This is a genomic window from Sandaracinobacter sp., assembly GCF_041909755.1.
Taxonomy (GTDB): Bacteria; Pseudomonadota; Alphaproteobacteria; order Sphingomonadales; family Sphingomonadaceae; genus Sandaracinobacteroides.
Genome location: NZ_JAYRCW010000005.1, coordinates 15,147 through 41,177, shown reverse-complemented (window position 1 = coordinate 41,177; position 26,031 = coordinate 15,147). Strand labels below are relative to the sequence as shown.

Below are 26,031 nucleotides of genomic sequence, written 5' to 3'. Positions count from 1 at the left end.
CGCCTGATGGCATGTCATGTCGCCGGACGGAAGGGCGTTGCGATAGCGGGGGAGCTTCCGTAGGAAAACCGGATGATCCGCACCGCTCTCCTCTCCGCCGCCCTGATCCTCTCAACGCCTGCGCTGGCCGCTTTGTCTCCGGCGGAAACGAAGATGGTGGGGGCGGTGGACGCCGCCTTCGACGCCGATGTGGCGCTGCTGGAGCGGATGGTGAACCAGAACAGCGGCACCAACAATATCGAAGGCGTGACGAAGGTGGCCGAGATGCTGCGCCCCGAGCTGGAAGCGCTGGGCTTCAAGGTGCGCTGGATTCCGCAAGGCGAAGTGCAGCGCGCGGGGCATCTGTTCGCCGAGCATAAGGGCAAGCCGGGCACGAAGCGCATGCTGCTGATCGGCCATATGGATACGGTGTTCGAGCCGGACAGCCCGTTCCAGCGCTTCAGCCGCGAAGGCAGCGTGGGCAAGGGGCCGGGCGCGGCCGACAACAAGGGTGGCGTGGTGGTGATGCTGTCTGCGTTGAAGGCGATGAAGGCGGCGGGCACGCTGAAGGACGCGAACATCGTGGTCGCGCTGACGGGGGACGAGGAAGAGGCGGGCAAGCCGCGAACCATCGCCCGGCGCGACCTGATCGCGGAAGGCAAGCGCGCCGACGTGGCGCTGGATTTCGAAGGGCTGGTGCGCCTGAACGGGCAGGACATGGGCTCGATCGCGCGGCGGTCTTCCAACACATGGGTTCTGAAAACCAGCGGCGAAACCGGGCACAGCAGCAGCATCTTTTCCGAGCGGATGGGCGACGGCGCGGTGTTCGAAATGAGCCGCATCCTCGCCCGCTTCCGCGCCGAACTGCCCGAGCCGAGCCTGACCTTCAACGTGGGCCTGCTGGCGGGGGGCGAGCGGGTGGAGCTGGATGGCGAAGGCGTGCGGGCGACGGCGACCGGCAAATCCAACATCATCCCGCCGACGGCCGTCGCCGTGGGCGAATTCCGCAGCCTGTCCAACGAGCAGACCGAGCGGGTGAAGGCGAAGATGATCGCCATCGCGGCGGAAAACAGCGCGAAAACGAAATCCGAACTGGTGTTCAACGATCCCTACCCGCCGATGGCCCCGACCGAAGGCAATCGGGCGCTGCTGGCCCGGCTGAACGGGGTGAACAGCGATCTGGGCCTGCCCGCCATGCCTGAGCTGGACCCGCTGCGCCGGGGCGCGGGCGACGTGGGCTTCGTGGCGGCCGATCTGGACAGCCTCGCCGGGCTGGGCGTGGCGGGCGGCGGCGACCACACCGACCGCGAGTTCGTCGACCTGACGAGCATTCCCCTGCAAGCCAAGCGTGCCGCCATCCTGATGAGCCGGATTTCCAAGGAAAAGGCGCGCTGATACCGCGCCTCCCCCGCTCGGGCTGAGCTTGGGGAGCCAGGCCCGGCCCAGATACTCGCCGATCAGGCCAAGCGCGAACATTTGCGCCGGGCCGAGGAGGATGGCGACGCTGGCTCGGACACCGGCCAGCGGGCCTGACCATGCGGCGTGGCGAGAGCAAGTGCCGCTATGGTTCGTTTGCGATCCTTGCCTGCCGCATTGCAGCAAAGTCGTTTGATCGCACGGGGCCGAACGGCTATGGCCAAAGGCGACAGGAGGGGCGATGCCGTTGCAGTCTCACCGTGCCGAACTCGCCCGCATCATCCGTTTCGGGGTGGTGGGGGCTGGTCTGCGTGATGTCTGCGGTGGCCAATTTCATCGTGCAATCACGCTTCACCTTCCGCGCGCCCATGCACAGGGCCGGGGCCATCTGCATCCTGTCGGCGACGCAATTTGAGTCGCGCTCGAATAGCTGCTATACCCACGCGTGGGTTGACGCTTCGGGGGCAGCCCGGTACCTCGCGAGGGATGACCGGGTTCACAAAAACGCACAAATGGACGGGGGTTTCACCGATGGGCCTGGACAAGCTGTGCCGGATCTCCGCCCTCGCGCTGCTGACGGCTGTTGCCGCTTGTTCGGGGGCCGAACAGCCGCAGATGCCGCCGCCTGAAGTCTCGGTGGAAACGGTGCGGGCGGGCACCATCGACAATGTGATCGAAGTGCCCGGCCGGGTGCAGGCTGTGCGCACGGCGGAAGTGCGGGCGCGGGTGACGGGGATCGTCGCGCGGCGGCTGTATGAGGAAGGCAGCGACGTGCGCGCCGGGCAACCGCTGTTCGCCATCGACCCGCGGGAGTTGCAGGCCAGCCTGTCCGCGGCGCTGGCGCAGGCGCAGCGCGCGGAGGCGACGGCGCGCAACGCCCGGCAGGATGTGGACCGTTACCGGCCGCTGCTGAGCGATCAGGCGATCAGCAAGCAGGAATATGATGCCGCCGTGGCCCGGCTGGGGCAGGCGGATGCCGATGTGCTGCAGGCGCGCGCGCAAGTGGAAACCGCGCGGCTGAACCTGAGCTATGCCACGGTGACCGCCCCGATTTCGGGCCGGGCCGGGCGGGCGCAGGTGACGGAAGGGGCGCTGGTGAACGCCGGTGAGGGCACGCTGCTGACGGTGATCGAGCAGGTGAATCCCATTTTCGTGAACTTCTCCCAATCCAGCTCGGAGTTTATCGCCATCCGGCGCGACATCGCATCCGGCGCTCTGAAGGCGCCGGGCGTGGGGCATACGCGGGTGGAGCTGCAGCTGGAGGATGGCACCATCTTCGCGCAGACGGGGCGGCTGGATTTCTTCGATCTCGCCTTCGACGAATCCACCGGGGCGGCGGCACTGCGCGCAGAATTCCCCAACCCCGGCGCGATCTTGCTGCCCGGCCAGTTCGTGCGGGCGCGGGTGTTCGCAGGCACCCGTTCCAACACCATCCTGGTGCCGCAGCGCGCGGTGCAGGTGGGGCCGCGCGGCGGCGCGGTGCTGGTGGTGACGGCCGATAACAAGGCAGAGGCCCGGCCGGTGCAACTGGGCGACCTGCGCGGTTCGCAATGGGTGGTGCTCTCTGGCCTGAAACCGGGCGAGCGGGTGATCGTGGACGGCGGGCAGAAGGTGCAGCAGCCCGGCATGACGGTGCGCATCGCCCCGCCAAAGCCCGTTCCCGGGCAGGCCGCGCAGAATCAGGCAGCTCCGGCCGGGGCGAACTAAGCCATGTTTTCCGGTTTCTTCATCGGCCGCCCGATCTTCGCATGGGTGGTGGCGCTGCTGATTTCGCTGGTGGGGGCAATCGCGCTCTACAGCCTGCCGATCGAGCAATATCCAGACGTCGCGCCGCCGTCTCTCACCATCACCGCCACCTATCCGGGCGCGGACGCAACCACGGTGGAACAATCCGTGACGCAGGTGATCGAACAGCAGCTGAACGGGGTGGAGGGGCTGCTCTACATGGCCTCCACCTCCGGCGCGAACGGCGTGGGCACCATCACCGCCACCTTCGAATCCGGCACCGATATCGACGTGGCGCAGATGGACGTCCAGAACAAGCTGACGCTGGTGGAACCCCGCCTGCCCGAAGATGTGCGGCGGCAGGGCATCCCGGTGCAGCAGGCCAATGCGGGCTTCCTGCTGCTGGTCGCCATCGAATCGCGCACGGGCGCCAACGCCGCCGAGGATCTGGGCAATTTCGCCAATTCCCGCGTGGTCGATGAACTGCGCCGCGTGCCCGGCGTGGGCGATGTGCAGCTGTTCGGATCGCCCTATGCGATGCGCATCTGGCTGGATCCCGACAAGCTCGCCAGCTACCGGCTGTCGGCGGCCGATGCGCTGGCCGCGGTGCAGGAACAGAACAGCCAGAGCCCCGGCGGCCAGCTGGGCGACCTGCCGCTGGCGCGCGACACGGAGCTGAACGCCACCATCCTGACGCAGGGGCGGTTCACCTCTGCCAGCCAGTTCGCGGGCATCATCCTGCGCGCCAATCCGGATGGCTCCACCGTGACGCTGGGCGATGTCGCCCGGGTGGAAATGGGGGCGATGAGCTATGACACGACCGCCGACCTCAACGACAGGCCGGTTGCGATCATCGCCGTGCAGCAGGCGACGGGCGCCAACGCCATCGCCACGGCCGAAGGGGTGAAGGCGCGGATGGCGGAGCTGTCGCGGACCTTCCCGGCGGACATCCACTGGTCGGTTCCCTACGACACGACGCCCTTCATCTCTGAATCCATCAGCGAGGTGGTGCGCACCCTGTTCGAGGCGGTCGCGCTGGTGTTCCTGGTGATGTTCCTGTTCCTTCAGAACTGGCGCGCCACGCTGATCCCCACCATCGTGGTGCCCATCGCCCTGCTGGGCGCCTGCATGGGGCTGGCTGCCTTCGGCTTCAGCATCAACGTGCTGACGATGTTCGCCATGGTGCTGGCGATCGGCATCCTTGTGGACGACGCCATCGTGGTGATCGAGAATGTGGAGCGCATCATGGCGGAGGAGCATCTGCCGCCGCGCGAAGCCACGATGAAGGCGATGGGGCAGATCACCTCGGCCATCATCGGCATCACGCTGGTGCTGATGGCGGTGTTCGTGCCGATGAGCTTCTTTCCCGGATCCACGGGCGCGATCTACCGGCAGTTCGCCGTCACGCTGATCGTTTCCATCGGCTTTTCGGCGCTGCTGGCGCTGACGCTGACGCCCGCGCTGTGCGCCACCTTCCTGAAGCCGCACGCGCCGGACGATCCTGACCGCCCGAAGGGACTGCTGGCGCGGGCGTTCGGCCGCTTCAACGCCTGGTTCGACCGGGTGACACACGGCTATCAACGGCAGGTGGGCAAACTGCTGTCGGCGCCGCTGCGCTGGCTGGCGGTGTTCCTGCTGATGGCGGGGCTGACGGTGATCCTGTTCGGCCGGTTGCCCGGCGGCTTCCTGCCGCAGGAGGACCAGGGCGTGCTGTTCACCGCGATCCAGGCCCCGCCCGGATCCGCCCGTCCGCGCACGGAAGAGGCGCTGAACCAGGTGAAGGGCTTCTACAAGCAGCAGGATGCGATCGCGAACATCGTGGCGGTGCGCGGCTTCAGCTTCTTCGGGCAGGGGCAGGCGAACGCGATGGTGTTCACCGCGCTGAAGCCCTGGGAAGAGCGCACCGCGAAGGCGGATCAGGCCGACACGCTGCTGGGCAAGGCGAACATGGCCTTTTCGCAGATCCGGCAGGCGATGGTGTTCGCGCTGAGCCCGCCGCCGATTTCCGCGCTGGGCAATTCCAGCGGCTTTTCCTTCAAGCTGAAGGATGTGGGCGGCATGGGGCCGGATGCGCTGCTGCAGGCGCGCAACCAGTTGCTGGGCGCCGCCAGCCAGAGCCCGGTGCTGACCGGCGTCCGCCCGGAAGGGCAGGAGGCCGCCCCGCAGCTGCGCGTGACCATCGACCGGGTGAGGGCCCGCGCCCTGGGCCTGCAGGTGGCCGACGTGAACAACACGCTCGCCATCGCCTTCGGCTCTGCCTATGCCAACGACTTCACCTATGAAGGCCGCATCCTGCGCGTGCTGCTGAAGGCGGATGCGCCCTTCCGCATGACGCCAACGGATATCCTTGCGCTGAAGGTGCGCAACAGCGCCGGCGACATGGTGCCCTTCGGCAGCTTCACGCAGGTGGAATGGATTTCCGGCCCGCAGCAGCTGCAGCGCTACAACGGCTATCCCTCCATGACGATCTCGGGCATGGCCGCCCCCGGCCGCGCCACGGGCGAGGCGATGGACGAGATGGAGCGGCTGGCCGAAGCGCTGCCGCAGGGCTTCGCCTATGAATGGACGGGCATCAGCTTCGAGGAGAAGCAGGCCGGCGGCCAGATCGGGCTGCTGCTGGGACTTTCGTTCCTGATCGTGTTCCTGCTGCTGGCGGCCCTGTACGAAAGCTGGTCCATCCCGGTGTCGGTGCTGCTGGTGGTGCCGCTGGGCGTGCTGGGCGCGATCCTGTTCACGATGATGCGCGGCCTTTCGGCGGATGTTTACTTCAACGTGGGCCTGATCGCGATCATCGGCCTTGCGGCCAAGAACGCCATCCTGATCGTGGAATTCGCGATCGAGGAGGAAAACCATGGCCGGACGCCGATGGAAGCGACCCTGAACGCGGTGCGCATGCGGCTGCGGCCCATCATCATGACCTCGCTGGCCTTCATCGGCGGGATGATCCCCCTGTTCATCGCCAGCGGGGCAGGGGCCGCCAGCCGCATCGCCGTCGGCACAGGGGTGATCGGCGGGATGGTGGCGGCGACGCTGCTGGGCATCTTCTTCATTCCGGTGTTCTACCTGTCGGCCCGGCGCTGGCTGGGGCGGGAGGATGTGCCGCCGAAGGCCCCGCCCGGATCGGGCATGGGCGGAGGCCAGGCCCATGACTAGGCCGATCGCCCCCCTTGCCCTTCTGCTGCTGGCCGGGTGCAGCCTTGCGCCCCAGCATGTGCGCCCGGAACCGCTGGCAAAGACGGCCGAATGGTATGCGCCCGAAGCGGCCGCGGACCCTGCCGGTTCCGTCCGCGCGACGGACATCGGCTATGACGCCTTCTTCCCCGATCCGCGCCTGCGCAGCCTGATCGCACTGTCGCTGGAACGGAACCGCGACCTGGCCGTTTCTGTCGCCCGCATCGCGGAAGCGCGCGGCCTGTGGCGCATCCAGGGGGCGGAACAGGGGCCGGGGCTCGCGGCCTCTGCCGCCGCCGTCCGCAGCCGGGCCGCCACGGTCGATACCGGGGGCCAGCCCGTCACCGGAAACCGGGCGACGATCGGGGTGGCGGTGCCCGCGTTCGAGCTGGATTTCTGGGGCCGGGTCCGCAACCTCACGGCGGCTGCGCGCAGCCAGTATCTCTCCACCGTGGAGGGCGAGCGGGCCGCGCGGCTGGCGCTGATCCGCAACCTGGCGGGCGCCTATTATCTGGCGCGCGAGGCCGATGAACGCATCGCGCTGGCCGAAGCGACGCTGAAGAGCCGCGAGGACGGGCTGCGCATCGCCAGGCGCCGGCTGGATGCGGGCGTCACCTCGGCGCTGGATTACCGCCAGTCGGAATCGCTGCTGACGCAGGCCGAGACAGAGCTTGCCGCGCTGAAGCTGGCGCGCACGGAGGCGCGCAACCAGGTGCTGGTGCTGATCGGCGGCGAACTGCCGGCCGACATGCCGGAGGCGCTGCCGCTTTCAGAACAGGCGCCGCTGAAGCCGCTGGCGGCGGGCCTGCCCTCTGACCTGCTGGCCGCCCGCCCCGACATCATCGCCGCGGAAGAGCAGCTGAAGGCTGCGCGGGCCAATGTGGGGGCGGCGCGCGCCGCCTTCTTCCCCTCCATCTCGCTGACGGGGAACCTCGGCTATGCCTCGTCCGATCTCAATGGCCTGTTCACCGACAGCGGCCTGACCTGGTCGTTCGGGCCCAGCATCGATCTGCCGATCTTTGACTGGGGGCGGCGCAAGGGCAATGTGGATGTCGCGGTTGCCCGGCAGGACATTGCGGTCGCCAGCTATGAAAGCACGGTGCAGCAGGCCTTCCGCGAAGTGTCCACCGGGCTTGCCGGGCGGCAGCATCTGGCGGAGGAAGTGGCCGCGCAGGAACGGTCTGCGACAGCCCAGCGCCAGATCGCCCGGCTGGCGCGCATCCGCTATCGCGAGGGCGTCGCGGACTATCTGGAAGTGCTGGACGCCGAGCGGAACCTGTTCACCGCCGAACAGTCGCTGATCTCGCTGCGGCGGCAGGAGCTGGACAACCTCGCCGCGCTCTATGCGGCGCTAGGCGGCGGGCTGCCGCCAAACTAAAGAATCCGGCGGGCTGCCGCCAAAATAGGGAATCCGGCGGGCTGCCGCCGGGCGGTTCGCCGCCCGCCGCGCCTTGACCATTTGACCGGGATCAAGGCGGGCGCCGCCCGATCCGCCGAAAGATCGGCCCACAACACCCGGGAATCCGGGTGACAACCATATGGTCAGGGCCAGAGAGACATGTCTTCCTTCTTCTCAATCGGCGCCTATCTGCTGTTCGGCATCCTGTCGCTGTTCATGATCGCGACGGCGACGAGCGCCGGATTCGCCATCCATGGCGTCATCATCCTCATCGCCTGCATCCTCGCGGTCGCGACGACCGTGGGGCGGCTGCAACCCGCCGCCGAGGGCGGCTGGCTGGTGCCGGACCGCTCGAACGGCGGCTATCACGACGGGGTCGTGAAGGCGGGCGTGATCGCCACGGTCTTCTGGGGCGTTGTGGGCCTGCTGGTGGGCGTGGTGATCGCCGCCCAGCTGACGTTCCCGACGCTGGGCTGGGGGGTGGAATATCTCTCGTTCGGGCGGCTGCGGCCGCTGCACACATCGGCCGTGATCTTCGCCTTCGGCGGCAACGCGCTGCTCTGCACCTCCTTCTGGGTGGTGCAGCGAACCTGCCGCGCGCAGCTGTGGGCGCCGGGCCTCGCCTGGTTCGTCTTCTGGGGCTATCAGCTGTTCATCGTGCTGGCGGCGACCGGCTATGTGCTGGGGATCACCCAGTCCAAGGAATATGCCGAGCCGGAATGGTATGTGGACCTGTGGCTGACCATCGTCTGGGTCGCCTATCTCGCCGTCTACATGGGCACGATCGTGAAGCGGCGCGAGCCGCACATCTATGTCGCCAACTGGTTCTACCTCGCCTTCATCATCACCATCGCCATGCTGCATGTGGTGAACAACCTGGCGGTGCCGGTGGGCTTCTCCGACAAGAGCTATGGGGTGTGGGCGGGCGTGCAGGATGCGCTGACGCAATGGTGGTACGGCCACAATGCGGTCGGCTTCTTCCTGACCGCTGGCTTCCTGGGCATGATGTACTATTTCGTGCCCAAGCAGGCCGGGAAGCCGGTCTATTCCTACCGGCTCTCCATCGTCCACTTCTGGTCGCTGATCTTCCTGTACATCTGGGCCGGTCCGCACCACCTGCACTATACCGCGCTTCCTGATTGGGCGCAGACGCTGGGCATGGTGTTCTCGATCATGCTGTGGATGCCCAGCTGGGGCGGCATGATCAACGGCCTGATGACGCTGGAAGGCGCGTGGGACAAGATCCGCACCGATCCGATCATCCGGATGCAGGTGGCCGCGCTCGCCTTCTATGGCATGTCCACCTTCGAAGGGCCGGTGATGTCGATCCGCTCGGTGAACGGGCTGTCGCACTATACCGACTGGACGATCGGCCATGTCCATTCCGGCGCGCTGGGATGGGTGGGGATGATCAGCTTCTCCAGCATGTATTTCCTGGCCCCGCGCGTGTTCGGCGTGGCCCGGCTCTACTCGCTCAGGATGATCAACTGGCACTTCTGGCTCGCGATGGGGGGCATCACGCTCTACACCGCCTCCATGTGGGTCGCCGGCATCATGCAGGGGCTCATGTGGCGGGAGTTCAACGCCGAGGGCTACCTCGTCTATTCCTTCGCGGAAGTCACCGCGGCCATGCACCCCTATTATCTGATCCGGCTGCTGGGCGGGGTTCTCTACCTGCTGGGCGCGGTGATGATGGTGGTCAACATCTGGATGACCGCGAAGGGCCGGGTGCGCGACGAGGCGCCCCTGGACGCCGGCGCGCCGCACAATCAGCACCTCGACAAACCCCTTGCGGAACGGCCGCTCGCGCCCGCCGCGCAGCCCGCCGAATAGGAGCAACGTCGCCATGGCGTTTGAAAATCACGCAAAGATCGAGCGCAACGTCACCATCCTCGCCGTCCTCACGCTGGTGGTGGTGATGATCGGGGGGCTAGTGCAGCTGGTGCCGCTGTTCTTCCTGGAAAACACCATCGAGAAGGTGGAGGGCGTGCGCCCCTACACTCCGCTGGAGCTGGCCGGGCGCAACATCTACATCCGCGAGGGCTGCTATTCCTGCCACTCGCAGATGGTGCGCCCCTTCCGCGACGAGGCCGAGCGCTTCGGTCACTACAGCCTCGCGGCGGAGAGCATGTATGACCACCCCTTCCAGTGGGGTTCGAAGCGCACGGGGCCGGATCTCGCCCGGGTGGGCAACCGCTATTCGGATGAATGGCATGTGCAGCACCTGACGAACCCGCGCGACGTCGTGCCGGAATCGATCATGCCCTCCTATCCGTTCCTGAAGAAGCGCGAGCTTTCGATGCCCGATGTCGCGGCGCACCTGAAGGCGAACCGCGCGGTCGGCGTGCCCTATACCGACGCGCAGATCGAGAATGCGATGGCCGACCTGAAGGCCCAGGCCGATCCGAACGCGGATCCGACCGACCTGCAGGCGCGCTATCCCAAGGCGCAGGCGCGCGACTTCGATGGCGATCCGGCGCGGCTGACCGAAATGGATGCGCTGGTCGCCTATCTCCAGATGCTGGGCACGCTGGTCGACTTCGACAGCTATGTGCCCGAGCAGAACCGGCGCTGAGGAGGGGTTTGATGGACTATCAGCAACTCCGCACGCTGGCCGACAGCTGGGGGCTCGTCTTCATGGTGATCACCATGGCCGCGATCGTGGGCTGGGCGTTCCGCCCCGGCGCCCGCGCCGCGCAGGACGACGCCCGCATGATCCCCTTCCGTGATGAAGAGAGCAGCAATGAGCGCTGACCCGAAAAAGCCCGAATCCGGCCCCGGCACCACGGGCCATGAATGGGATGGCATCGAGGAGCTGAACAATCCGCTGCCGCGCTGGTGGCTGTGGATCTTCTATGCGTCGATCGCCTTCTCGCTGGTGTGGGTGGTGCTGTATCCGGCGATCCCGATTCCGGGCGGCTACACCAAGGGCACGCTGGGCTATTCCGGCCGGACCGAGGGCGAGCAGGCGCTGGCGGCGCTGAAGGCGCAGCGGGCCGAGGCTCTGAAAGGCTTCGACGCCGTTCCGCTGAACGAGCTGAAGAACAATCCGCAGCTGATGCAGGCGGCGGTGGAAGGCGGCCGCTCTGCGTTCAAGATCTACTGCATCCAGTGCCACGGCACCGGCGCGGCGGGCGGCAAGGGCTATCCCAACCTGAACGACGACGACTGGCTGTGGGGCGGCAGCATGGAGGAAATCCATGCCACGCTGGTGAACGGCGTCCGCCAGCCCGGCAACGACGACACCCACATGTCGCTGATGCCGGCCTTCGGCAAGGACGGGCTGCTGACGAAGGCCCAGATCGCCGATGTCACCGAGCATGTGCTGGCGATTTCCGGGCAGGAGCATAATGCCGCCATGGCCGCGCGCGGCAGCGCGACCTTCGCCCAGCAGTGCGCCAGCTGCCACGGCCCCAACGGCGAGGGCATGCGCCAGTTCGGCGCGCCGAACCTGCGCGACGCCATCTGGCTCTATGGCGGCAACCGTGCCGACATCACCGCCACCATCACCACCGCCCGTGCGGGCGTGATGCCGGCCTGGAAGGGCCACCTGCCGGAATCGACCATCCGGCAGCTGACGGCCTATGTCCACAGCCTCGGCGGCGGGGAGTGAATGAAATGCCCGGCGTGCTGAAGCCGGCCCCCGCCACCCCGACGGGGCCGGAGGGCGACGGCAGCCTCTACAAGAAGCGGGTGAAGGTGCATCCGAAGAAGGTGGAAGGCCCCTTCCGCCGCTTCAAATGGGCCGTGCTTTTCCTCACGCTGGGCATCTATTACCTGACCCCCTGGCTGCGCTGGGATCGCGGGCCCTTCTCGCCCGATCAGGCGGTCCTCGTCGATCTTGCCAACCGGCGCTTCTATTTCGGCCCGATCGAGATCTGGCCGCAGGAATTCTATTATGTCGCCGGCCTGCTGATCATGGCGGGGCTGGGGCTGTTCCTTGTCACCACCTCGGTCGGCCGCGCCTGGTGCGGCTATGCCTGCCCGCAGACCGTGTGGACAGACCTCTACATGGCGGTCGAGCGCTGGATCGAGGGCGACCGCAACGAGCGTATCCGGCTGGACAAGGCCCCGATGAGCGCGGGCAAGCTGGCGAAACGCAGCACGAAGCATGCGATCTGGCTGCTGATCGCGGTGCTGACGGGCGGCGCCTGGGTCTTCTATTTCACCGATGCGCCCACGCTGCTGCGCGAGCTGCTGACGGGGCAGGCGCCCTTTGTCGCCTATGCCACCATCGGCGTGCTGACCTTCACCACCTATTCGCTGGCCGGGTTGATGCGGGAGCAGGTCTGCACCTACATGTGCCCCTGGCCGCGCATCCAGTCCGCCATGCTGGACGAGGACAGCTTCATCGTCACCTACAAGGCCTGGCGCGGGGAACCGCGCGGCAGCGCCAAGGCGAAGGACGCGAACCTGGGCGACTGCGTGGACTGCATGGCCTGCGTGAACGTGTGCCCCACGGGGATCGACATCCGCAACGGCCCGCAGCTGGAATGCATCACCTGCGCCCTGTGCATCGACGCCTGCAACGACGTGATGGGCAAGCTGGACCGGCCGAAGGACCTGATCGGCTACACGACGCTGGAACGCGACATCGCGGAATCGAAGGGCGAACCGCTGCCGCCCATGTGGAAGACTCTGCTGCGCCCGCGCGTGCTGATCTATTTCGCGGTGTGGGCGGCCATCGGCATCGGCATGCTGGTGGTGCTGGCCGGGCGTTCGCGCATGGACATCTCTGTCGCGCAGGATCGCAACCCCGTCTATGTCCAGCTGTCGGACGGCGACATCCGCAACAGCTATACGGTGAAGCTGATGAACAAGGAGCCCCGGCCCCGGCAGTTCGACCTCAGTGTATCGGGCCTCGACAACGCCCGGCTGGCGAACCCGCGCATGGGTGAAGCGCCGGCAAAGCGCATCCGGCTGGATGTCCGCCCCGATGGCGTCGACACCTACACCATCCAGGTGCGTGTGCCCGCCGCCTCCATCCATGCGGAACAGTCCGACATCGTCTTCAAGGCGCATGCGGCGGATGGCGACGGCGACGTGATGGAAACGACGCGCTTTTCGGCCCCCGAATCCGCGGTGAAGGCGCGATGAGCCGCCCCTTCACCGGCCGCGATGCGCTGATGGTGATCGGCGGCGGCTTCCTGCTGGTGATCGGCGTGAATGTGGCGCTGGCCGTGAACGCCAGCCGCAGCCACCCCGGCCTCGTCGTCGAGAACAGCTATGTCGCCAGCCAGAAATTCAACGGCTGGCTGGCGCAGGGCCGCGCCCAGAAGGCGATGGGCTGGACGGTGAAGGCCGGCGCGGATGCGGGCGCGCTGTCCGTTTCGGCGGCCGGGCCGACGGGGGCGCCGCTGTCGGGGCTGAAGGTCGTCGCCACGCTGGAGCATCCGCTGGGGGCGGAACGGTCGCGGGACATCGCGCTGTCCGAAGTGGCGCCGGGTCGCTATGCCGCGCCGCACGGGCTGGCGGCCGGGCAATGGCTGGCCGAGGTGCGCCTGTCGCGCGGGGGGGAGCATTATTATCTCGCCGACCGGCTGGTGATTCCGGGCTGAACCATGGCGACGCTTGCACCGCCGGCCGCGCCGTCCAGCCTTGACCTGTTCGTCGCCGAACCGTCGCCCGGCACGCGCCGGATCGACCTGCATGTGCCGGGCATCCATTGCGCGGGCTGCATCCGCAAGGTGGAAGGCGCCGTCCGCGCGCTGCCGGGCATCACCCATGCCCGCGTGAACTTCACCACCCGCCGCCTGACGGCCGAATGGCAGGATGGCCGGCAGGATGCGCAGGCGATCGTCGCTGCCGTCGAGGGCGCGGGGTTCGATGCGCGGCCCTTTTCCCCGTCCGACGTCGCAGCACAGGGCGGCGATCCGGCCTCCCGCAGGCTGATCAAGGCGATGGCCGTCGCGGGGTTCGCGGCGATGAACATCATGCTGCTCTCCGTCTCGGTCTGGTCCGGGGCGGACGGGGCGACGCGCGACCTGTTCCACCTGATCTCTGCCGCGATCGCGCTGCCGACGGTGGCCTATTCCGGCATGCCCTTCTTCAGCTCTGCCTGGGGGGCGCTGCGGCAGGGGCGCACGAACATGGACGTGCCGATTTCGATCGGCCTGATCCTGGCGACGGCGCTCAGCCTCTATGAGACGGTCACGCGCGGGCATGAGGCCTGGTTCGACGCGGCGGTGATGCTGCTGTTCTTCCTGCTGATGGGCCGCGTGGCGGACAGCCTGATGCGCGACCGGGCGCGGGCCGGTGTCGCCGCGCTGCTGAAACAGTCCGCGCCGGGCGCGCTGGTCCGCGCGCCGTCGGGCGAAACCGAATGGCGCCCCATCGAAAGCGTGGCGCCGGGGATGACGGTGCTGGTCTCGGCCGGCGGGCGCATCCCGGTGGACGGGCTGGTGCTGGAGGGCAGCTCCAGCATCGACCGCAGCCTTGTGACGGGCGAAAGCCTGCCCGAACCGGTGAAGCCCGGCGGCCAGCTGCTGGCAGGCACGCTGAACCTGGATGCCCCGATCGCCATGAAGGCGACGGCCGTGGGCGAAGCCAGCTTCCTGGCGCAGGTGGTGCGGCTGATGGAATCGGCGGAGCAGGGCCGCGCGCGCTACACCCGCATCGCCGACCGCGCCGCGCGGCTCTATGCGCCCGTCGTCCACCTGACGGCGCTGCTGACGGCGATCGGCTGGCTGATCGCGGGCGCGGGGCTGCACCAGGCGCTGGTGACGGCGATCGCCGTGCTGATCATCACCTGCCCCTGCGCGCTGGGGCTTGCCGTGCCCGCCGTGCAGGTGCGGGCCGCCAGCGTGCTGATGCAGCGCGGCATTCTGGTGAAGGACGGCAGCGCGCTGGAGCGGCTGGCCGACTGCGACACCGTCGTGCTGGACAAGACCGGCACGCTGACGCTGGGCCGCCCCGTTCCGGCCGGGCGGTTGCCCCTGTCCGCGTCCGAACTGGCGCTGGCGGCGGGGCTCGCCGCGAAGAGCAGCCACCCGCTGTCCCGCGCGCTCCTCGCTGCCGCGAAGGCCGAAGGGGTCACCCCGGTCGTGCTTGCGGATGTCAGCGAGCATCCCGGCCTGGGGCTGGAGGTGCAGCACGAAGGGGAAACGCTGCGGCTGGGCCGGCCCGACTGGGCAGGCGCAAGCGCTGCGGCAGAAGGCCATCTGCTGACGCTGGCGTTCCGGCGCGGCGACGCGCCCGCCGCCCTGATCCCGTTCGAGGACCCGCTTCGCCCGGATGCCGCCGCGGCGGTCGCCCGGCTGAAGGCGGACGGTTTCGATGTCCGCATCCTGTCCGGAGACCGGGAGAGCGCCGTTCGCCACGCCGCCCGCGCACTGGATATCGGCACCTGGGCCGCCGGGCAGACGCCCGCCGGCAAGCTCGCCGCCATCGAGGCGCTGAAGGCCGAAGGCCGCAGGCTGCTGGTTGTGGGCGATGGGCTGAACGATGCGCCGATGCTGGCGGCCGGCCATGCCTCCATCGCGCCCGCCTCCGCCTCGGATGCGGGGCAGACGGCGGCAGACCTGCTGTTCCTGCGCGACAGCCTGATGGCGGTGCCTCTGGCGGTCGAAACGGCGCGCCGCGCCGACGTGCATGTGCGGCAGAACTTCCGCCTCGCCATCGGCTATAATATCCTGGCGGTTCCCATCGCGATGGCGGGCCTTGCGACTCCGCTGATCGCGGCGGTCGCCATGTCGCTCTCGTCCATCATCGTGGTGGGGAATGCGCTGAGGTTGAGGGCCCCGAAATGACGACCATCGGTTTCCTGCTGCCCATCGCCCTGCTGCTGGGGCTTGGCGGCCTTGCCGCCTTCCTCTGGTCCATGCGGTCGGGCCAGTATGACGATCTGGACGGCGCGGCGCAGCGCATCCTCACCGACGAGGAGGACGGCCCGTGCTGAGGCAGGCGATGCCCGCCCTGCTGCTGCTGGCGCTGCTGAACGCCACCGCGCCGGCGCTTGCGCGCGGGCTGGTGCCCGTCTGCTCGGCCGCCGGCACCCAATGGGTCGATCTGGATGGACGGCAAAGCCCCGGGCGGGAAAGCGAAAGCGCCTGCCCGCACGGCTGGTGCACCCCGCGCAAGCCGAAGGCGGACCGCAGCCCCGGATGCGCGCCTTAACGATAGAGGTGTTTGCCGCCCCGCCCGCCATGCGCTAAGTCTCTGCCGGGAATAAGCAACCGGAACAGGGTGACTCGGGGAGGGCTGATGCACAGAAGGCTGGCCCGGCTTCGCACGCGGCTCTATCGCACCTCCAGCGCGGTGCAGACATGGTATTACCGGCGCGTCTGGGGAATGACGATCGGCGACGACTGCCGCATTTCCCGCTCTGCCAAGCTGGACAAGACCAACCCACGCGGCATCCATATCGGCAACAGCACGCTGGTGTCCTTCGATGCGGCGATCCTGACGCATGATTTCGTGGGCAACCGCCACCTCGACACCTTCATCGGCAGCAACTGCTTCATCGGCGCGCGCTCGATCATCCTCGCCGGCATCCGCGTGGGCGACAACAGCGTGGTGGGCGCCGGATCGGTGGTGATCGCGGATGTGCCGCCCAACAGCATCGTCGCCGGAAACCCGGCGAAGATCATCCGCTCCGGCGTGGAGACGGGGCGCTGGGGCATCTTCGACAAGCGCTTCCTGGAGGTGGAGGCCGAACGCCTTGCGCGGGAAGGCGCGCGGGAGGCGGCGAAGGCCTGAGCCTGCGCCGGGGTCGCCCGCCGGTTACAGCGGGCGGAAGAACAGCGCCTTCGTCATCGCCTTCACGCTGTCGGGCTGGCGTCGAAGCACGCGCCGCGCTGTCTGCGCCCAGCCCTGCACCCAGATCAGCGGCAGCAGCAGCGGATGATATTTGCGGTAGAACAGCAGCCGCGCGCGCAGCAGCCAATATTCCGACTGCGCAGACCGCCCGCCCTTCTTCGCGGACGATCCGATCGAGCCGCCATGCTTGTGATACACGACCGACCCGCGCGACAGGCCGATGGAGAAGCGGCCCCGATTGCGGCGGGCCCAGTCCATCTCCTCGAAATAGAGGAAATAGTCCTCGCCCATCAGCCCCACGGTATCCACGAAGCGGCGCGTCACCGTCAGCGAGGCGCCCAGGACGCAGGCGGCCCTGCGCGCCGCCGCCCGGCCATCCCAGGGGGCCTTGAACGGCTTGTTGCCATGGATGCCCGCATTGCCGCCGGTCAGCGGGTTGAAGGTCATCCCGCCCAGCGCCTGCACCTTTTCCGGCGCGCTGTAATAGCGGATCACGGTGCCGATCATGCCCTGCGCCGGATCCGCGCGGATCTGCGCCAGCAGCGAACGCGCCGCCGCCGGTTCCACCACCGTGTCGTTGTTCAGCAGCCAGACGGCCTCGATCGCCGGATCCTTCAGCAGGTGGCGGAGGCCCAGGTTGTTGCCGCCCGCGAACCCCAGATTCTCGTCCGACCGGATCAGCGTCAGCAGCCGGGCGCCGGGGGCATGGGCCAGCGCCTCGGCGGCATCCAGCACCTCCATCGGCACGGGCTTGTCCAGCGGCGGGGAGGACAGCGCGCCCAGCGGCCCTTCCGGCGGCGTGTAGGGCTGCTGGCCGGACGCCCAGTCGATGATCCTGCGGTCCGATCCATCGGCGGAGGCGTTGTCCACCACCGCCACGCGCAGCGGAATGTCGGATCGGAGCAGCGATTCCAGGCACTCCAGCGTGTCGGCCGCGCCCTTGTAGTTCACCAGCACCACGCCCAGCCGCGCGACGGGGTCGCGCTCCGGCGGGGCCCAGTCTCCGTCGCCGGCATCCACCTCTGCGGGCCATGGCTGCACGCCCCAGGGGGCTGAGATCAGATCGGTTCCCTGGTGCATCGCGCTCAGCTCTTCGCCCCTTCCGCCCCATCGCCGGCAAGCCCGTCGCCGGCAAGCCCGTCGCCCACCAGAAGGCGCGGTGCGGTGCCGCCCCTCAGAGCCTGTCCGCGGCCCGACAGGCTGGGGTTCGTCATGAAGTAGCGGTGCAGGTTGAAGCTGGGCCTGCCCGGCTCCAGCCGCCGGTAGCTGCCGTCGGCCTGCATCTCCCAGCTCTGCTCGTCGTCCTTCAGGTTGGCGACCATCACCTGATCCAGCACCTGGGCGTGCACGGTGGGGTTCAGGATCGGGATCAGCAGCTCCACCCGCCGGTCGAAGTTGCGCGGCATCCAGTCGGCGCTGGTGATCCACACCTTCGCCTCGCGGCTGGGCAGCGGATGGCCGTTGCCGAAGGCGACGATGCGGCTGTGTTCCAGGAAGCGGCCGATCACCGAGCGGACGCGGATATTCTCCGACAGGCCCTTCACGCCGGGCCGAAGGCAGCAGATGCCCCGGATCACCATGTCGACCTGCACGCCCGCATCGCTCGCTTCGTAGAGCTTCTCGATGATGGCGGGATCGACGAGGCTGTTCATCTTCACCCACACCGCCGCCGGATGCCCGGCTTTCGCATGTGCGATCTCGGCGTCGATCCCGTCCATCAGCGTGGACCGGAGGTTCAGGGGGCTCATCGCCAGCCGCCGCAGGCCCTGCGGCTCCACATAGCCGGTGATATAGTTGAACACCTGCGCCACATCGCGCGCCAGATCGCGGTCTGCCGTGAAGAAGCTGAGATCGGTGTAGATGCGGGCCGTCACCGGGTGATAATTGCCCGTACCGAGGTGCAGATAGGTGTTCAGCTCGCCGCCCTCGCGCCGGACGACCATCGAGGCCTTGGCGTGGGTCTTCCAGTCGATGAAGCCATAGACGACCTGCACGCCCGCCCGCTCCAGCGCGGCCGCCCATGTCAGATTCTGCTCCTCGTCGAAACGGGCCTTCAGCTCGACGATGGCGGTGACGGCCTTGCCGTTTTCGGCGGCGTCGATCAGCGCGCGGACGATGGGGCTGTTCTTGCCGGTGCGGTACAGCGTCTGCTTGATGGCCACCACGTCCGGGTCGGCGGCGGCCTGGCGCAGGAAGGCCAGCACCACGTCGAAGCTCTCATAGGGGTGGTGGACGATGATGTCCTTGGCGCGGATCGCGGCGAAGCAGTCCCCGCCATGCTCGCGGATGCGCTCGGGGAAGCGGGGGGTATAGGGCTCGAACTTCAGGTCGGGCCGGTCCTCGTCCACCAGCCCCGCGAGATCCGCGATGCCCAGGATGCCGTCCACCACCATCACGTCGCGGTCGTTCACGGCCAGCGCCTGTTTCACGGCGGTGCGCAGCCGGCGCGGGGTATGCTCCTCGATCTTCAGGCGGATCACCTGCCCGCGGCGGCGGCGCTTGATCGCCGTCTGGTAGAAGCGCACCAGATCCTCGGCTTCTTCCTCGATCTCGATGTCGCTGTCGCGGATGATGCGGAAACTGCCCTGTCCCAGCCGCTCGAAGCCGGGGAAGATCAGCCCGAAGAAGCGGGTCAGCACCTGCTCCATCGCCAGGTAGCGCGCCGATTTTCCCGGCAGGCGCACAAAGCGCGGCAGCATCTGCGGCAGCATCAGCAGGGCGTTCAGCCGTTCGCCATCGGCCTGCCGCTTCATGTCGAACACCAGGCTGAAGCCCTTGTTCGGGATGAAGGGGAAGGGGTGCGCCGGATCGATCGCCTGCGGCGTCAGCACCGGGAAGATCTGGTCCAGGAAATGGCTTTCCAGCCACTCGGCCTCCGCCTTGCCCAGCTCCTCATGGTCGAGGATGGCGAAATCCGCCGAGCGCAGCGCCTTGCGCAGCACGCCGAACACCTGCTGCTGCTCCGTCATCAGCCGTTCGGCCGCGACGGCGATTTCCGCCAGCTGCTGCGCCGGGGTCAGCCCGTCGGGCGAGGGCGTCTCGATGCCTTCATCCACCTGTCCGCGCAGCCCCGCCACGCGCACCATGGTGAATTCGTCGAAGTTGTTGCCCGAGATCGACAGGAAGCGCAGCCGTTCCAGCAGCGGATGGGCGGGGTTCATCGCCTCTTCGAGGACCCGGCTGTTGAACGCCAGCCACGAGAGTTCGCGGTTCAGATAGCGGCCGGCGCCGAGCACCCGGTGCGGCTCGACTGGCTGGATCGGCAATGGTCGATTCACGCTGGCCATCGCATGGTCCTTAGCATTGCTGCGGCTGCGAAGCCATCGCAGGCGGGGTTAACGCTCGTCCAGGTCGAGGTCGATGAACACCTCGCGCGCCAGCGGAATGGAAAGCGGCCGCTGCTGCGACAGCGCCGCCTTGTCCAGCGCATCAACGGTCCGCGCCACGCCCTCGAAACTGCGCTCGATGCGGGACAGCACATATCGGGTCACATCGGCCGCCGCCTCGATCCCGCGATCCCTCCACTGCTTGCGGAACACGGCCTCCAGCAGCGCGTCGTCGGGCGCGCGGATCTGCACGCGCGGGGTGGCGGCCAGCCGGCTCTTCAGGTCGGCCAGCGTCAGGTTCCAGTCCGCCGGCATGGACCGCGCCGTCATCAACAGCGGGCGCCGTTCCTCCATCGCGGCGTTCCAGGCGTGGAACAGCGCTTCCTCGGATGCGGTGCGGTCGGCATCATCCCACAGCCGGGCATTGGCGCGGCGCGCGAAGATGGCGGCCAGATGGCTCTTGCCGCTGCCGGTGGGGCCGATCAGCAGCGCGGCCGGCACCGGCCAGGTGGACCAGCCGTCCAGAAAGGCCACCGCCTCGCTGTTCGCATCGGAGACGAAGAAATCCTTCTGCCCCTGCGCCGCCCGCCAGCGCAGCGGCAGCACCATCTGTTCCTCATGCGGCTTCGGGGGCGCCTCCGTCATGCGCCGCCCTCCGGGCCGGGCGATTCCTGCAGCTGCTCCTCCTGCACTTCGGGCACCGGCGGCGGCAGCGCTGCCTCGGCCGATCCGCGCCGGCGCAGCGTGCCGCCCTCCAGCCGCAGCCCGCGCCGGTCCAGCGCATAGCGCAGGTCCGCCAGCGGCACGGCAGAAACGATCTCCAGCACCGATTCGCCGCCCAGCACCAGGCTCTGCAACCGCACGCCGTCCACGCCGGGGGTGCCCGCGATCAGCGCCTGGATGGCCTGCAGCGTCGCGTCGTCCGGGGTCGCCACGCGCACCGCGATCCCGCCGCCGCCTTCGAAGCCGCCGCCGATTTCGGGGCCGGTGTCCTCCAGCGCGGCAGCGGGCACGTCGGGTTCGATCAGGCTTGGATCGGGCAGCAGGTTGCCCGCGCGCAGGGCTGCCACATACAGCTTGTCCGATTCGCGGACGGCAGTGTCCATCAGGCCGGCGACATCGCCGCTGCGGTTCGTCAGCCGCACCCGCCCGATTTCCCGCCCGGCGGGGCCGAAACGCACCACCAGCAGGCCGGAAACCGGCCCGCCCTGCCAGCTGCGGTCCAGGATCAGCTCGGGCATCAGCACGTCCGCCACCTGATAGCGGTCGATCAGCGCCCGCCACAGGAAGATGTGCCGCCGCTCTGCCTGCCAGGCGTTCAGCAGGATGGTGTCGCCGGGCGTGGGCTGGATGCGCACATAATCGATCGGGCTTTCCCCCGCGCGCAGCCGCGCCCAGGCTGCAAGCCAGGGGGAGGCGGGCTCGTGTGCCATGCGCGTCGCGGCATCCTGCAGCACCGGGATCACCAGGAACGGCGGCGAGGAGCTGAGCGCCGCGAACCGGCCAAGGTAGGACGACGCGCGCGCCCGGTCGAACACGATGGCCAGCCTTGCGACATAGCGCGCCGGGCCGATCTGCTCGCGCTCCACCTCGATGGCGGAAATCATCGAATCGAGCGCGCTGTCGGGCAGGCGGGGCGCGGTGGCGGCCGCCTGCCCCGACATGCGCGCCCACAAGGCCGGCCAGGCCAGCCGCTGCGCCTCGCGCCAGCCGTTCAGCCGCGCGTCCGACGGGCTCTTGCCGCCGACATCCACATCGATTCCGGAAACGACCAGCCCGCCGCTGCCGCCGATGGCGGTGGGCACGTCCGGGTCTGCCGATTTCGCCTTCGGCTTCGCATCGGCCGCCTTCAGCCCCGCCTGCGCACAGACAGGCGCCGCCGCCGCGAGCGCCAAAGCTGCCATTCCACCTGCGAACCCGCGCCAGAGCTTCATCTTGCCCTGCCTTTGGCGCATGCAGGGTGGGATTCCAAGGCCCAAGGCGCTAGAGCGCGCCAATGACCACGCCCAACCGCCCCGCCACCTATGCCGACGCCGGCGTCTCCATCGAAGCCGGCAACCAGCTGGTGAAGATGATCGCCCCGCTGGTGCGCGCCACGCGCCGCCCGGGCGCCGACGCCGAGATCGGCGGGTTCGGCGGCATCTTCGATCTGAAGGCGGCCGGATTCACGGATCCGCTGCTGGTCGCGGCGACGGATGGGGTGGGCACCAAGCTGAAGCTTGCCATCGAAACGGGCCGCCACGGCACCATCGGGCAGGATCTTGTCGCCATGTGCGTGAACGACCTGATCGTGCAGGGCGCGGAGCCGCTGTTCTTCCTGGACTATTTCGCCACCGGGAAGCTGGAGACGGGCGTTGCCGAAGAGGTTGTCGCCGGCATCGCCCGCGCCTGCGCCCAGGCCGGCTGCGCGCTGATCGGCGGGGAAACGGCGGAAATGCCCGGCATGTATGCGCCGGGCGATTATGACCTGGGCGGCTTTGCCGTGGGCGCCGTGGAGCGCACCGCCCTGCTGACCGGGGACCGGGTTGCGGCAGGCGACATCCTGCTGGGGATCGGATCGTCGGGCGCGCATTCCAACGGCTATTCGCTGCTGCGGCGGCTGGTGGAGGGCGAGGCGCTGGATGCCCCGGCCCCCTTCGATCCGGAAACGCCGCTGATCGACACGCTGCTGGCGCCCACCCGCCTGTATGTGAAGCCGCTGCTGCCGCTGCTGAAGGCAGGGCGCATCCACGCGCTGGCGCACATCACCGGCGGCGGGCTCTTGGAAAATGTGCCGCGCGTGCTGCCCTCTGGCACGCGCGCCGTGATCGATGCCGCAAGCTGGCCTTTGCCCCCGCTGTTCGGCTGGCTGCAGCAGCAGGGCCGGATGGAAGCCGCCGAACTGGCGCGCACCTTCAACTGCGGTATCGGCATGATCCTCGCCGTCGCCCCGGCAGAGGCCGCCGAGGTGACGGCGGCGCTGAAGGCCGCGGGCGAAACCGTCTTTGCCGTGGGCGCGATCGTTGCCGGGGCGAAGGGGTGCGAGCTGCGCGGCGGCGCCGGGCTCTGGGGTCAGGCGGAAGGCTGGGTTGCATCCCATAATGCCTAGGAAGCGGATCGCCGTGCTGCTGTCCGGGCGCGGCTCCAACATGCTGGCGCTGGCCGATGCCGCGCGCGATCCGGGCTTTCCCGGCGAGATCGTGCTGGTGCTTTCGAACCGCGCGACAGCCGCCGGGCTGGCGGCCGCGCAGGCGCTTGGCCTGCCGACAGCGGTGGTTTCCGCAAAGGCCCACCCCGACCGGGAGAGTTTCGACGCCGCCGTCAGCGCCGAACTGGAGGCGCATGGCGTGGAGGCGATCGCGCTCGCAGGCTTCATGCGCATCCTGACGCCCGGTTTCGTCCGCCGCTGGGCGGGCCGGATGGTGAACATCCACCCCTCGCTCCTGCCGCTCTATCCCGGGCTCGACACCCATGCGCGTGCGCTGGCGGCAGGCGATGCAGAGGCCGGCTGCACCGTGCATCTGGTGACGGAGGAGCTGGATGCAGGGCCCATCCTGGCGCAGGCGCGGGTGCCGGTGGCGCCGGGCGACACGCCCGAAACACTGGCCGCCCGCGTGCTGGCGGCCGAACACCGGCTTTACCCCGTTGCTGTCGCGGATTTCCTCGCCCGGCTGGACTGACGGGTTGCAGCACCCCGGCCTTGCCGCCAAACTCCGGCGCGGGCGGCGTGGTCAGGAGGGCGACCGATGAGAATTCCGGCACTGCTTGCGGCTGCGATGATTGCAGCACCGGCCAGCGCGCAGTCGGGCGTGCCAGAGGCCATCAAGACCCGCGTGAACGAACTGGTGGCGCGATGCGCGCAGGCGGGCGGAACGCTGGGCAGCATGACGGGGCAGGGCCGCTTCGTGATCCCCGCCGATTTCAGCGGCGACGGGCGGACGGATTTCATCGTTTCGGAAGGCAATATGCCCTGCGTCGGCAAGCCGGCGCTGTTCCGCCCCGACGGCGCGTCCCGGCTGGAGCTGTGGGTGGGGGAGGGTGGCAACGCCCGCCTCGCCTTTGCGGACCGGGTGATCGCCTATCGCGTGCTGGCGGGGAAGCCGGCCCGGCTTCAGATCGCCCGGTCCGGCCCGGCCTGCGGCGGCCCGGCGCGCTGCGGGGATGAGCTGCGCTGGAACGCGGCCGCAAGCCGCTTCGACGAGGTGGCAACTGACGGCCGCAAGATTGCCGCCCGCCCGGCGACGGGGACTGCGGTCGCAGCGGGCGCCCCGCCCGCTGCCCCGGCGCAGGCGGCCGGCGGCAAGCCCGCCCCTGCTGCCGCCGTTCCGCCCGTGGCGGCGGATGCCGAGGCGCGGTTCAAGGCGGCCTGCCGCAAGCGCTATCTGGCCGATCGGCCCGCGAAGACGGATTGGATCGATCCGGCCTGCGCCGAGGAGTGGGGGCGCGTCGCCGCCAGCCAGCAGGTGGCAGAGGCGCTGCTGCGCGCCGGTCCCGGCGGCCCCGGCGCGCCGCCCCCGCTGGCAGACCTGCGCCAGCGGATGCAGGGTGTGCGCTGGGCGGCGCGGCCGGAAAAGGGGCAGCTTGCCAGCGGCCAGCTGGGTGGTTTCACCATGGTCGTCGAAGGCGCGGGGCGGCCCGAAAAGGCAAGCGTCGGCTGGACGAAGGTGGGCGAGATGCTGCCGCTGAACATCCCGGAGGCCTTCGCCGCGCGCGGCGCGAAATTGACGCTGACCCGCTGCGAGAAAATGGGCGCGGGCGAGGGCGAACGCAGCTGGCTGGTCGCCTTTCCGGGCCGGCCGCCCTTCGATCTGACGGTCTATGAACGGACGGCGCCCACCGCCAACGCCTGGAGCCATTATACGGCGACCGTGCGGCTGGATGGCGCGCCACCCCCGCGCGGCCCGACGAATTGCGAGCAGTTCTGGTAGGCGCGGCGCCTATCGAAAGGCGGCGGGAGGGCGCCAGGCGTTCAGGGCGGTTTCCAGCCGCGCGCCCAGATCCAGCAGCGCAGGTTCCCCGCCGTCGCGGCCGATCAGCTGCACGCCCAGCGGCAGGCCGTCGGCCGTCCACCCCGCAGGCACCACCAGCGCCGGCAGCCCCGCGAAACTGGCGAGCGAGGTGAAATCGGCCAGCGTCGCCGGGCCATGCTCTCCGTGCGGGAAGGCGGCCTGCGGCGTCGCAGGCAGCAGGATGGCATCGGCCATCCGCAACAGGGCGCGCACCTCTGTCGCGGCGGTTTCGATCGCCTTCAGCCCCTGCGCCCGCGCCGATGGGTCGATGTCGCCCGCAAAGCGCAGATAGGTGAGGAACGCGGGGGAGAAGCCCGATGGCTCCTGCTCTGCCGCCGTGCCGAAGGCATCGCGCGCGCCGATGGAAGCCTCCAGGAATCCGGCGAGCCGCAGGCGGTCGAAATCGATGGCCGCATGGCGGCTGCGCACCTCGATCCCCAACCCTTCCAGCAGCGAGGCGGACAGCCGCACCGCAGCATCGACGGCGGGATCAACCTCTGCGCCGCGCCAGCCCGACAGCCGCGCGACCCGCGCCATGGCAGGCGACGGCTGCCCGTCCGCCAGCACGGCGAACAGCGCCGCGCAATCCGCCGCCGACCGGCCCAGCGGGCCGATCACGTCCCACCGGGGCACCAGCGGGATCAGCCCGTCGGGCGGCACCCGGCCCGGCCCCGGCTTCAGGCCCGAAATGCCGCAATAGCTGGCCGGAATCCGGATCGAACCCAGCGTGTCGGTTCCCAGCGCCGCCGTGCACAGCCCGGCCGCGACGGCTGCGGCCGAACCGCCGGAGGATCCGCCCGGCGTATGGCCGGGGCGATGGGGGTTCTGTGTCTGCCCGAAGAAGGGGTTGTCCGTTGTCGCCCCCAGCGCGCCTTCGTGCAGGTTGGTGAGGCCGATGAGGATCGCGCCGGCCGCCCTCAGGCGTGAAACGGCGGCGGCGTCGCGGGGCGCGCGCCGGTCCCGCCAGGCGTTGAGGCCGGCGGAAACCGGCCAGCCCGCCACGTCGATATTGCCCTTGATGGCGATGGGCACGCCTTCCAGCGGCCGTGCCGTCCCGGCCTCGAAGCGGGCGGCGCTGTCCTGCGCGGCGGCCCGTGCGCCCGCCGCATCCACGAAAGTGAAGGCCCTGAGGTCGGAATCGAACCGCTCGATCCGGGCGAGGTGGTGATCGATGGCGGCCACGACGCTGACCCGCCCATCAGCATAAGCTGCGCGCAGGGCGTTCACGCCCATCATGTGGATTCCGGCTGCCAACCCCATGCTCTCCGTC

The 26,031-nt window shown here is 69.0% G+C and carries 22 protein-coding genes; 17 read left to right on the top strand and 5 right to left on the bottom strand.

Annotated features, from left to right (window positions below):
• Positions 1-72 precede the first annotated feature (72 nt).
• From ACE3O8_RS01675 to ACE3O8_RS01610, 14 genes are all read left to right on the top strand, one after another.
• Positions 73-1,374: a M20/M25/M40 family metallo-hydrolase gene (locus tag ACE3O8_RS01675; protein ID WP_374386106.1), complete on the top strand. Its 1,302-nt coding sequence runs from the start codon at positions 73-75 to the stop codon at positions 1,372-1,374.
• 507 nt (positions 1,375-1,881) lie between these two features.
• Positions 1,882-3,102, top strand: coding sequence for an efflux RND transporter periplasmic adaptor subunit (locus ACE3O8_RS01670; RefSeq protein ID WP_374386104.1), 1,221 nt, complete (start codon positions 1,882-1,884; stop codon positions 3,100-3,102).
• A gap of 3 nt (positions 3,103-3,105) precedes the next feature.
• Positions 3,106-6,273, top strand: coding sequence for a multidrug efflux RND transporter permease subunit (locus tag ACE3O8_RS01665; RefSeq protein WP_374386102.1), 3,168 nt, complete (start codon positions 3,106-3,108; stop codon positions 6,271-6,273).
• Entirely contained in the window at positions 6,266-7,669 is a 1,404-nt protein-coding gene (locus ACE3O8_RS01660) for an efflux transporter outer membrane subunit (RefSeq protein ID WP_374386100.1), read from the top strand. The genes ACE3O8_RS01665 and ACE3O8_RS01660 overlap by 8 nt, the downstream gene beginning before the upstream one ends.
• A 180-nt stretch (positions 7,670-7,849) precedes the next feature.
• On the top strand, positions 7,850-9,523 hold the full coding sequence (ccoN, locus tag ACE3O8_RS01655) for a cytochrome-c oxidase, cbb3-type subunit I (RefSeq protein WP_374386098.1): 1,674 nt from the start codon (positions 7,850-7,852) through the stop codon (positions 9,521-9,523).
• A gap of 13 nt (positions 9,524-9,536) precedes the next feature.
• The gene (ccoO, locus tag ACE3O8_RS01650) at positions 9,537-10,265 is read left to right on the top strand and encodes a cytochrome-c oxidase, cbb3-type subunit II (protein WP_374386096.1); all 729 of its coding nucleotides are present in this window, start codon (positions 9,537-9,539) and stop codon (positions 10,263-10,265) included.
• Positions 10,266-10,276: 11 nt separating this feature from the next.
• Positions 10,277-10,444, top strand: a complete 168-nt coding sequence (locus ACE3O8_RS01645; protein ID WP_374386094.1) for a cbb3-type cytochrome oxidase subunit 3 — start codon at positions 10,277-10,279, stop codon at positions 10,442-10,444.
• Positions 10,434-11,303, top strand: a complete 870-nt coding sequence (ccoP, locus tag ACE3O8_RS01640) for a cytochrome-c oxidase, cbb3-type subunit III (RefSeq protein ID WP_374386092.1) — start codon at positions 10,434-10,436, stop codon at positions 11,301-11,303. The genes ACE3O8_RS01645 and ccoP overlap by 11 nt, the downstream gene beginning before the upstream one ends.
• Before the next feature lie 5 nt (positions 11,304-11,308).
• On the top strand, positions 11,309-12,787 hold the full coding sequence (gene ccoG, locus ACE3O8_RS01635) for a cytochrome c oxidase accessory protein CcoG (protein WP_374386090.1): 1,479 nt from the start codon (positions 11,309-11,311) through the stop codon (positions 12,785-12,787).
• Positions 12,784-13,248 carry a FixH family protein gene (locus ACE3O8_RS01630; RefSeq protein WP_374386088.1) on the top strand — a complete coding sequence of 155 codons (465 nt, stop codon included), beginning with the start codon at positions 12,784-12,786 and terminating at the stop codon, positions 13,246-13,248. The genes ccoG and ACE3O8_RS01630 overlap by 4 nt, the downstream gene beginning before the upstream one ends.
• A gap of 3 nt (positions 13,249-13,251) precedes the next feature.
• Positions 13,252-15,438, top strand: a complete 2,187-nt coding sequence (locus tag ACE3O8_RS01625; protein ID WP_374386086.1) for a heavy metal translocating P-type ATPase — start codon at positions 13,252-13,254, stop codon at positions 15,436-15,438.
• On the top strand, positions 15,435-15,587 hold the full coding sequence (gene ccoS, locus ACE3O8_RS01620; protein WP_374386084.1) for a cbb3-type cytochrome oxidase assembly protein CcoS: 153 nt from the start codon (positions 15,435-15,437) through the stop codon (positions 15,585-15,587). Before ACE3O8_RS01625 ends, ccoS begins: the two co-directional genes overlap by 4 nt.
• Complete coding sequence (locus tag ACE3O8_RS01615) at positions 15,581-15,805, top strand: hypothetical protein (RefSeq protein WP_374386082.1); 225 nt, start codon at positions 15,581-15,583, stop codon at positions 15,803-15,805. The genes ccoS and ACE3O8_RS01615 overlap by 7 nt, the downstream gene beginning before the upstream one ends.
• Before the next feature lie 87 nt (positions 15,806-15,892).
• Positions 15,893-16,387: a DapH/DapD/GlmU-related protein gene (locus tag ACE3O8_RS01610; RefSeq protein ID WP_374386080.1), complete on the top strand. Its 495-nt coding sequence runs from the start codon at positions 15,893-15,895 to the stop codon at positions 16,385-16,387.
• A 24-nt stretch (positions 16,388-16,411) separates the two neighbouring features.
• Here the strand turns inward: ACE3O8_RS01610 and ACE3O8_RS01605 are convergent, their stop codons facing one another.
• The 4 genes from ACE3O8_RS01605 to ACE3O8_RS01590 are packed head-to-tail and all read right to left on the bottom strand — an operon-like array spanning position 16,412 to position 21,707.
• Positions 16,412-17,527, bottom strand: coding sequence for a glycosyltransferase family 2 protein (locus ACE3O8_RS01605; RefSeq protein ID WP_374386078.1), 1,116 nt, complete (start codon positions 17,525-17,527; stop codon positions 16,412-16,414).
• Between the two features lie 5 nt (positions 17,528-17,532).
• On the bottom strand, positions 17,533-19,734 hold the full coding sequence (locus ACE3O8_RS01600) for an RNA degradosome polyphosphate kinase (protein ID WP_374386076.1): 2,202 nt from the start codon (positions 19,732-19,734) through the stop codon (positions 17,533-17,535).
• Positions 19,735-19,782: 48 nt separating this feature from the next.
• The gene (locus ACE3O8_RS01595) at positions 19,783-20,418 is read right to left on the bottom strand and encodes a chromosomal replication initiator DnaA (RefSeq protein WP_374386074.1); all 636 of its coding nucleotides are present in this window, start codon (positions 20,416-20,418) and stop codon (positions 19,783-19,785) included.
• The gene (locus ACE3O8_RS01590) at positions 20,415-21,707 is read right to left on the bottom strand and encodes a heavy-metal-associated domain-containing protein (protein WP_374386072.1); all 1,293 of its coding nucleotides are present in this window, start codon (positions 21,705-21,707) and stop codon (positions 20,415-20,417) included. The genes ACE3O8_RS01595 and ACE3O8_RS01590 overlap by 4 nt, the downstream gene beginning before the upstream one ends.
• Before the next feature lie 62 nt (positions 21,708-21,769).
• Between ACE3O8_RS01590 and purM the strand changes: the two genes are divergently transcribed.
• The 3 genes from purM (at position 21,770) to ACE3O8_RS01575 (ending at position 24,680) form a co-directional block, all read left to right on the top strand.
• Positions 21,770-22,861, top strand: a complete 1,092-nt coding sequence (gene purM / locus ACE3O8_RS01585; RefSeq protein WP_374386069.1) for a phosphoribosylformylglycinamidine cyclo-ligase — start codon at positions 21,770-21,772, stop codon at positions 22,859-22,861.
• Positions 22,854-23,432: a phosphoribosylglycinamide formyltransferase gene (gene purN, locus ACE3O8_RS01580; protein ID WP_374386067.1), complete on the top strand. Its 579-nt coding sequence runs from the start codon at positions 22,854-22,856 to the stop codon at positions 23,430-23,432. Before purM ends, purN begins: the two co-directional genes overlap by 8 nt.
• 66 nt (positions 23,433-23,498) lie before the next feature.
• Positions 23,499-24,680 (top strand): hypothetical protein, encoded by a 1,182-nt coding sequence (locus ACE3O8_RS01575; RefSeq protein ID WP_374386065.1) that lies wholly within the window; start codon positions 23,499-23,501, stop codon positions 24,678-24,680.
• Between the two features lie 9 nt (positions 24,681-24,689).
• On the opposite strand, the gene ACE3O8_RS01570 is transcribed toward ACE3O8_RS01575, so the two are convergent.
• Positions 24,690-26,021, bottom strand: coding sequence for an amidase (locus ACE3O8_RS01570; protein ID WP_374386063.1), 1,332 nt, complete (start codon positions 26,019-26,021; stop codon positions 24,690-24,692).
• Positions 26,022-26,031: the final 10 nt, after the last annotated feature.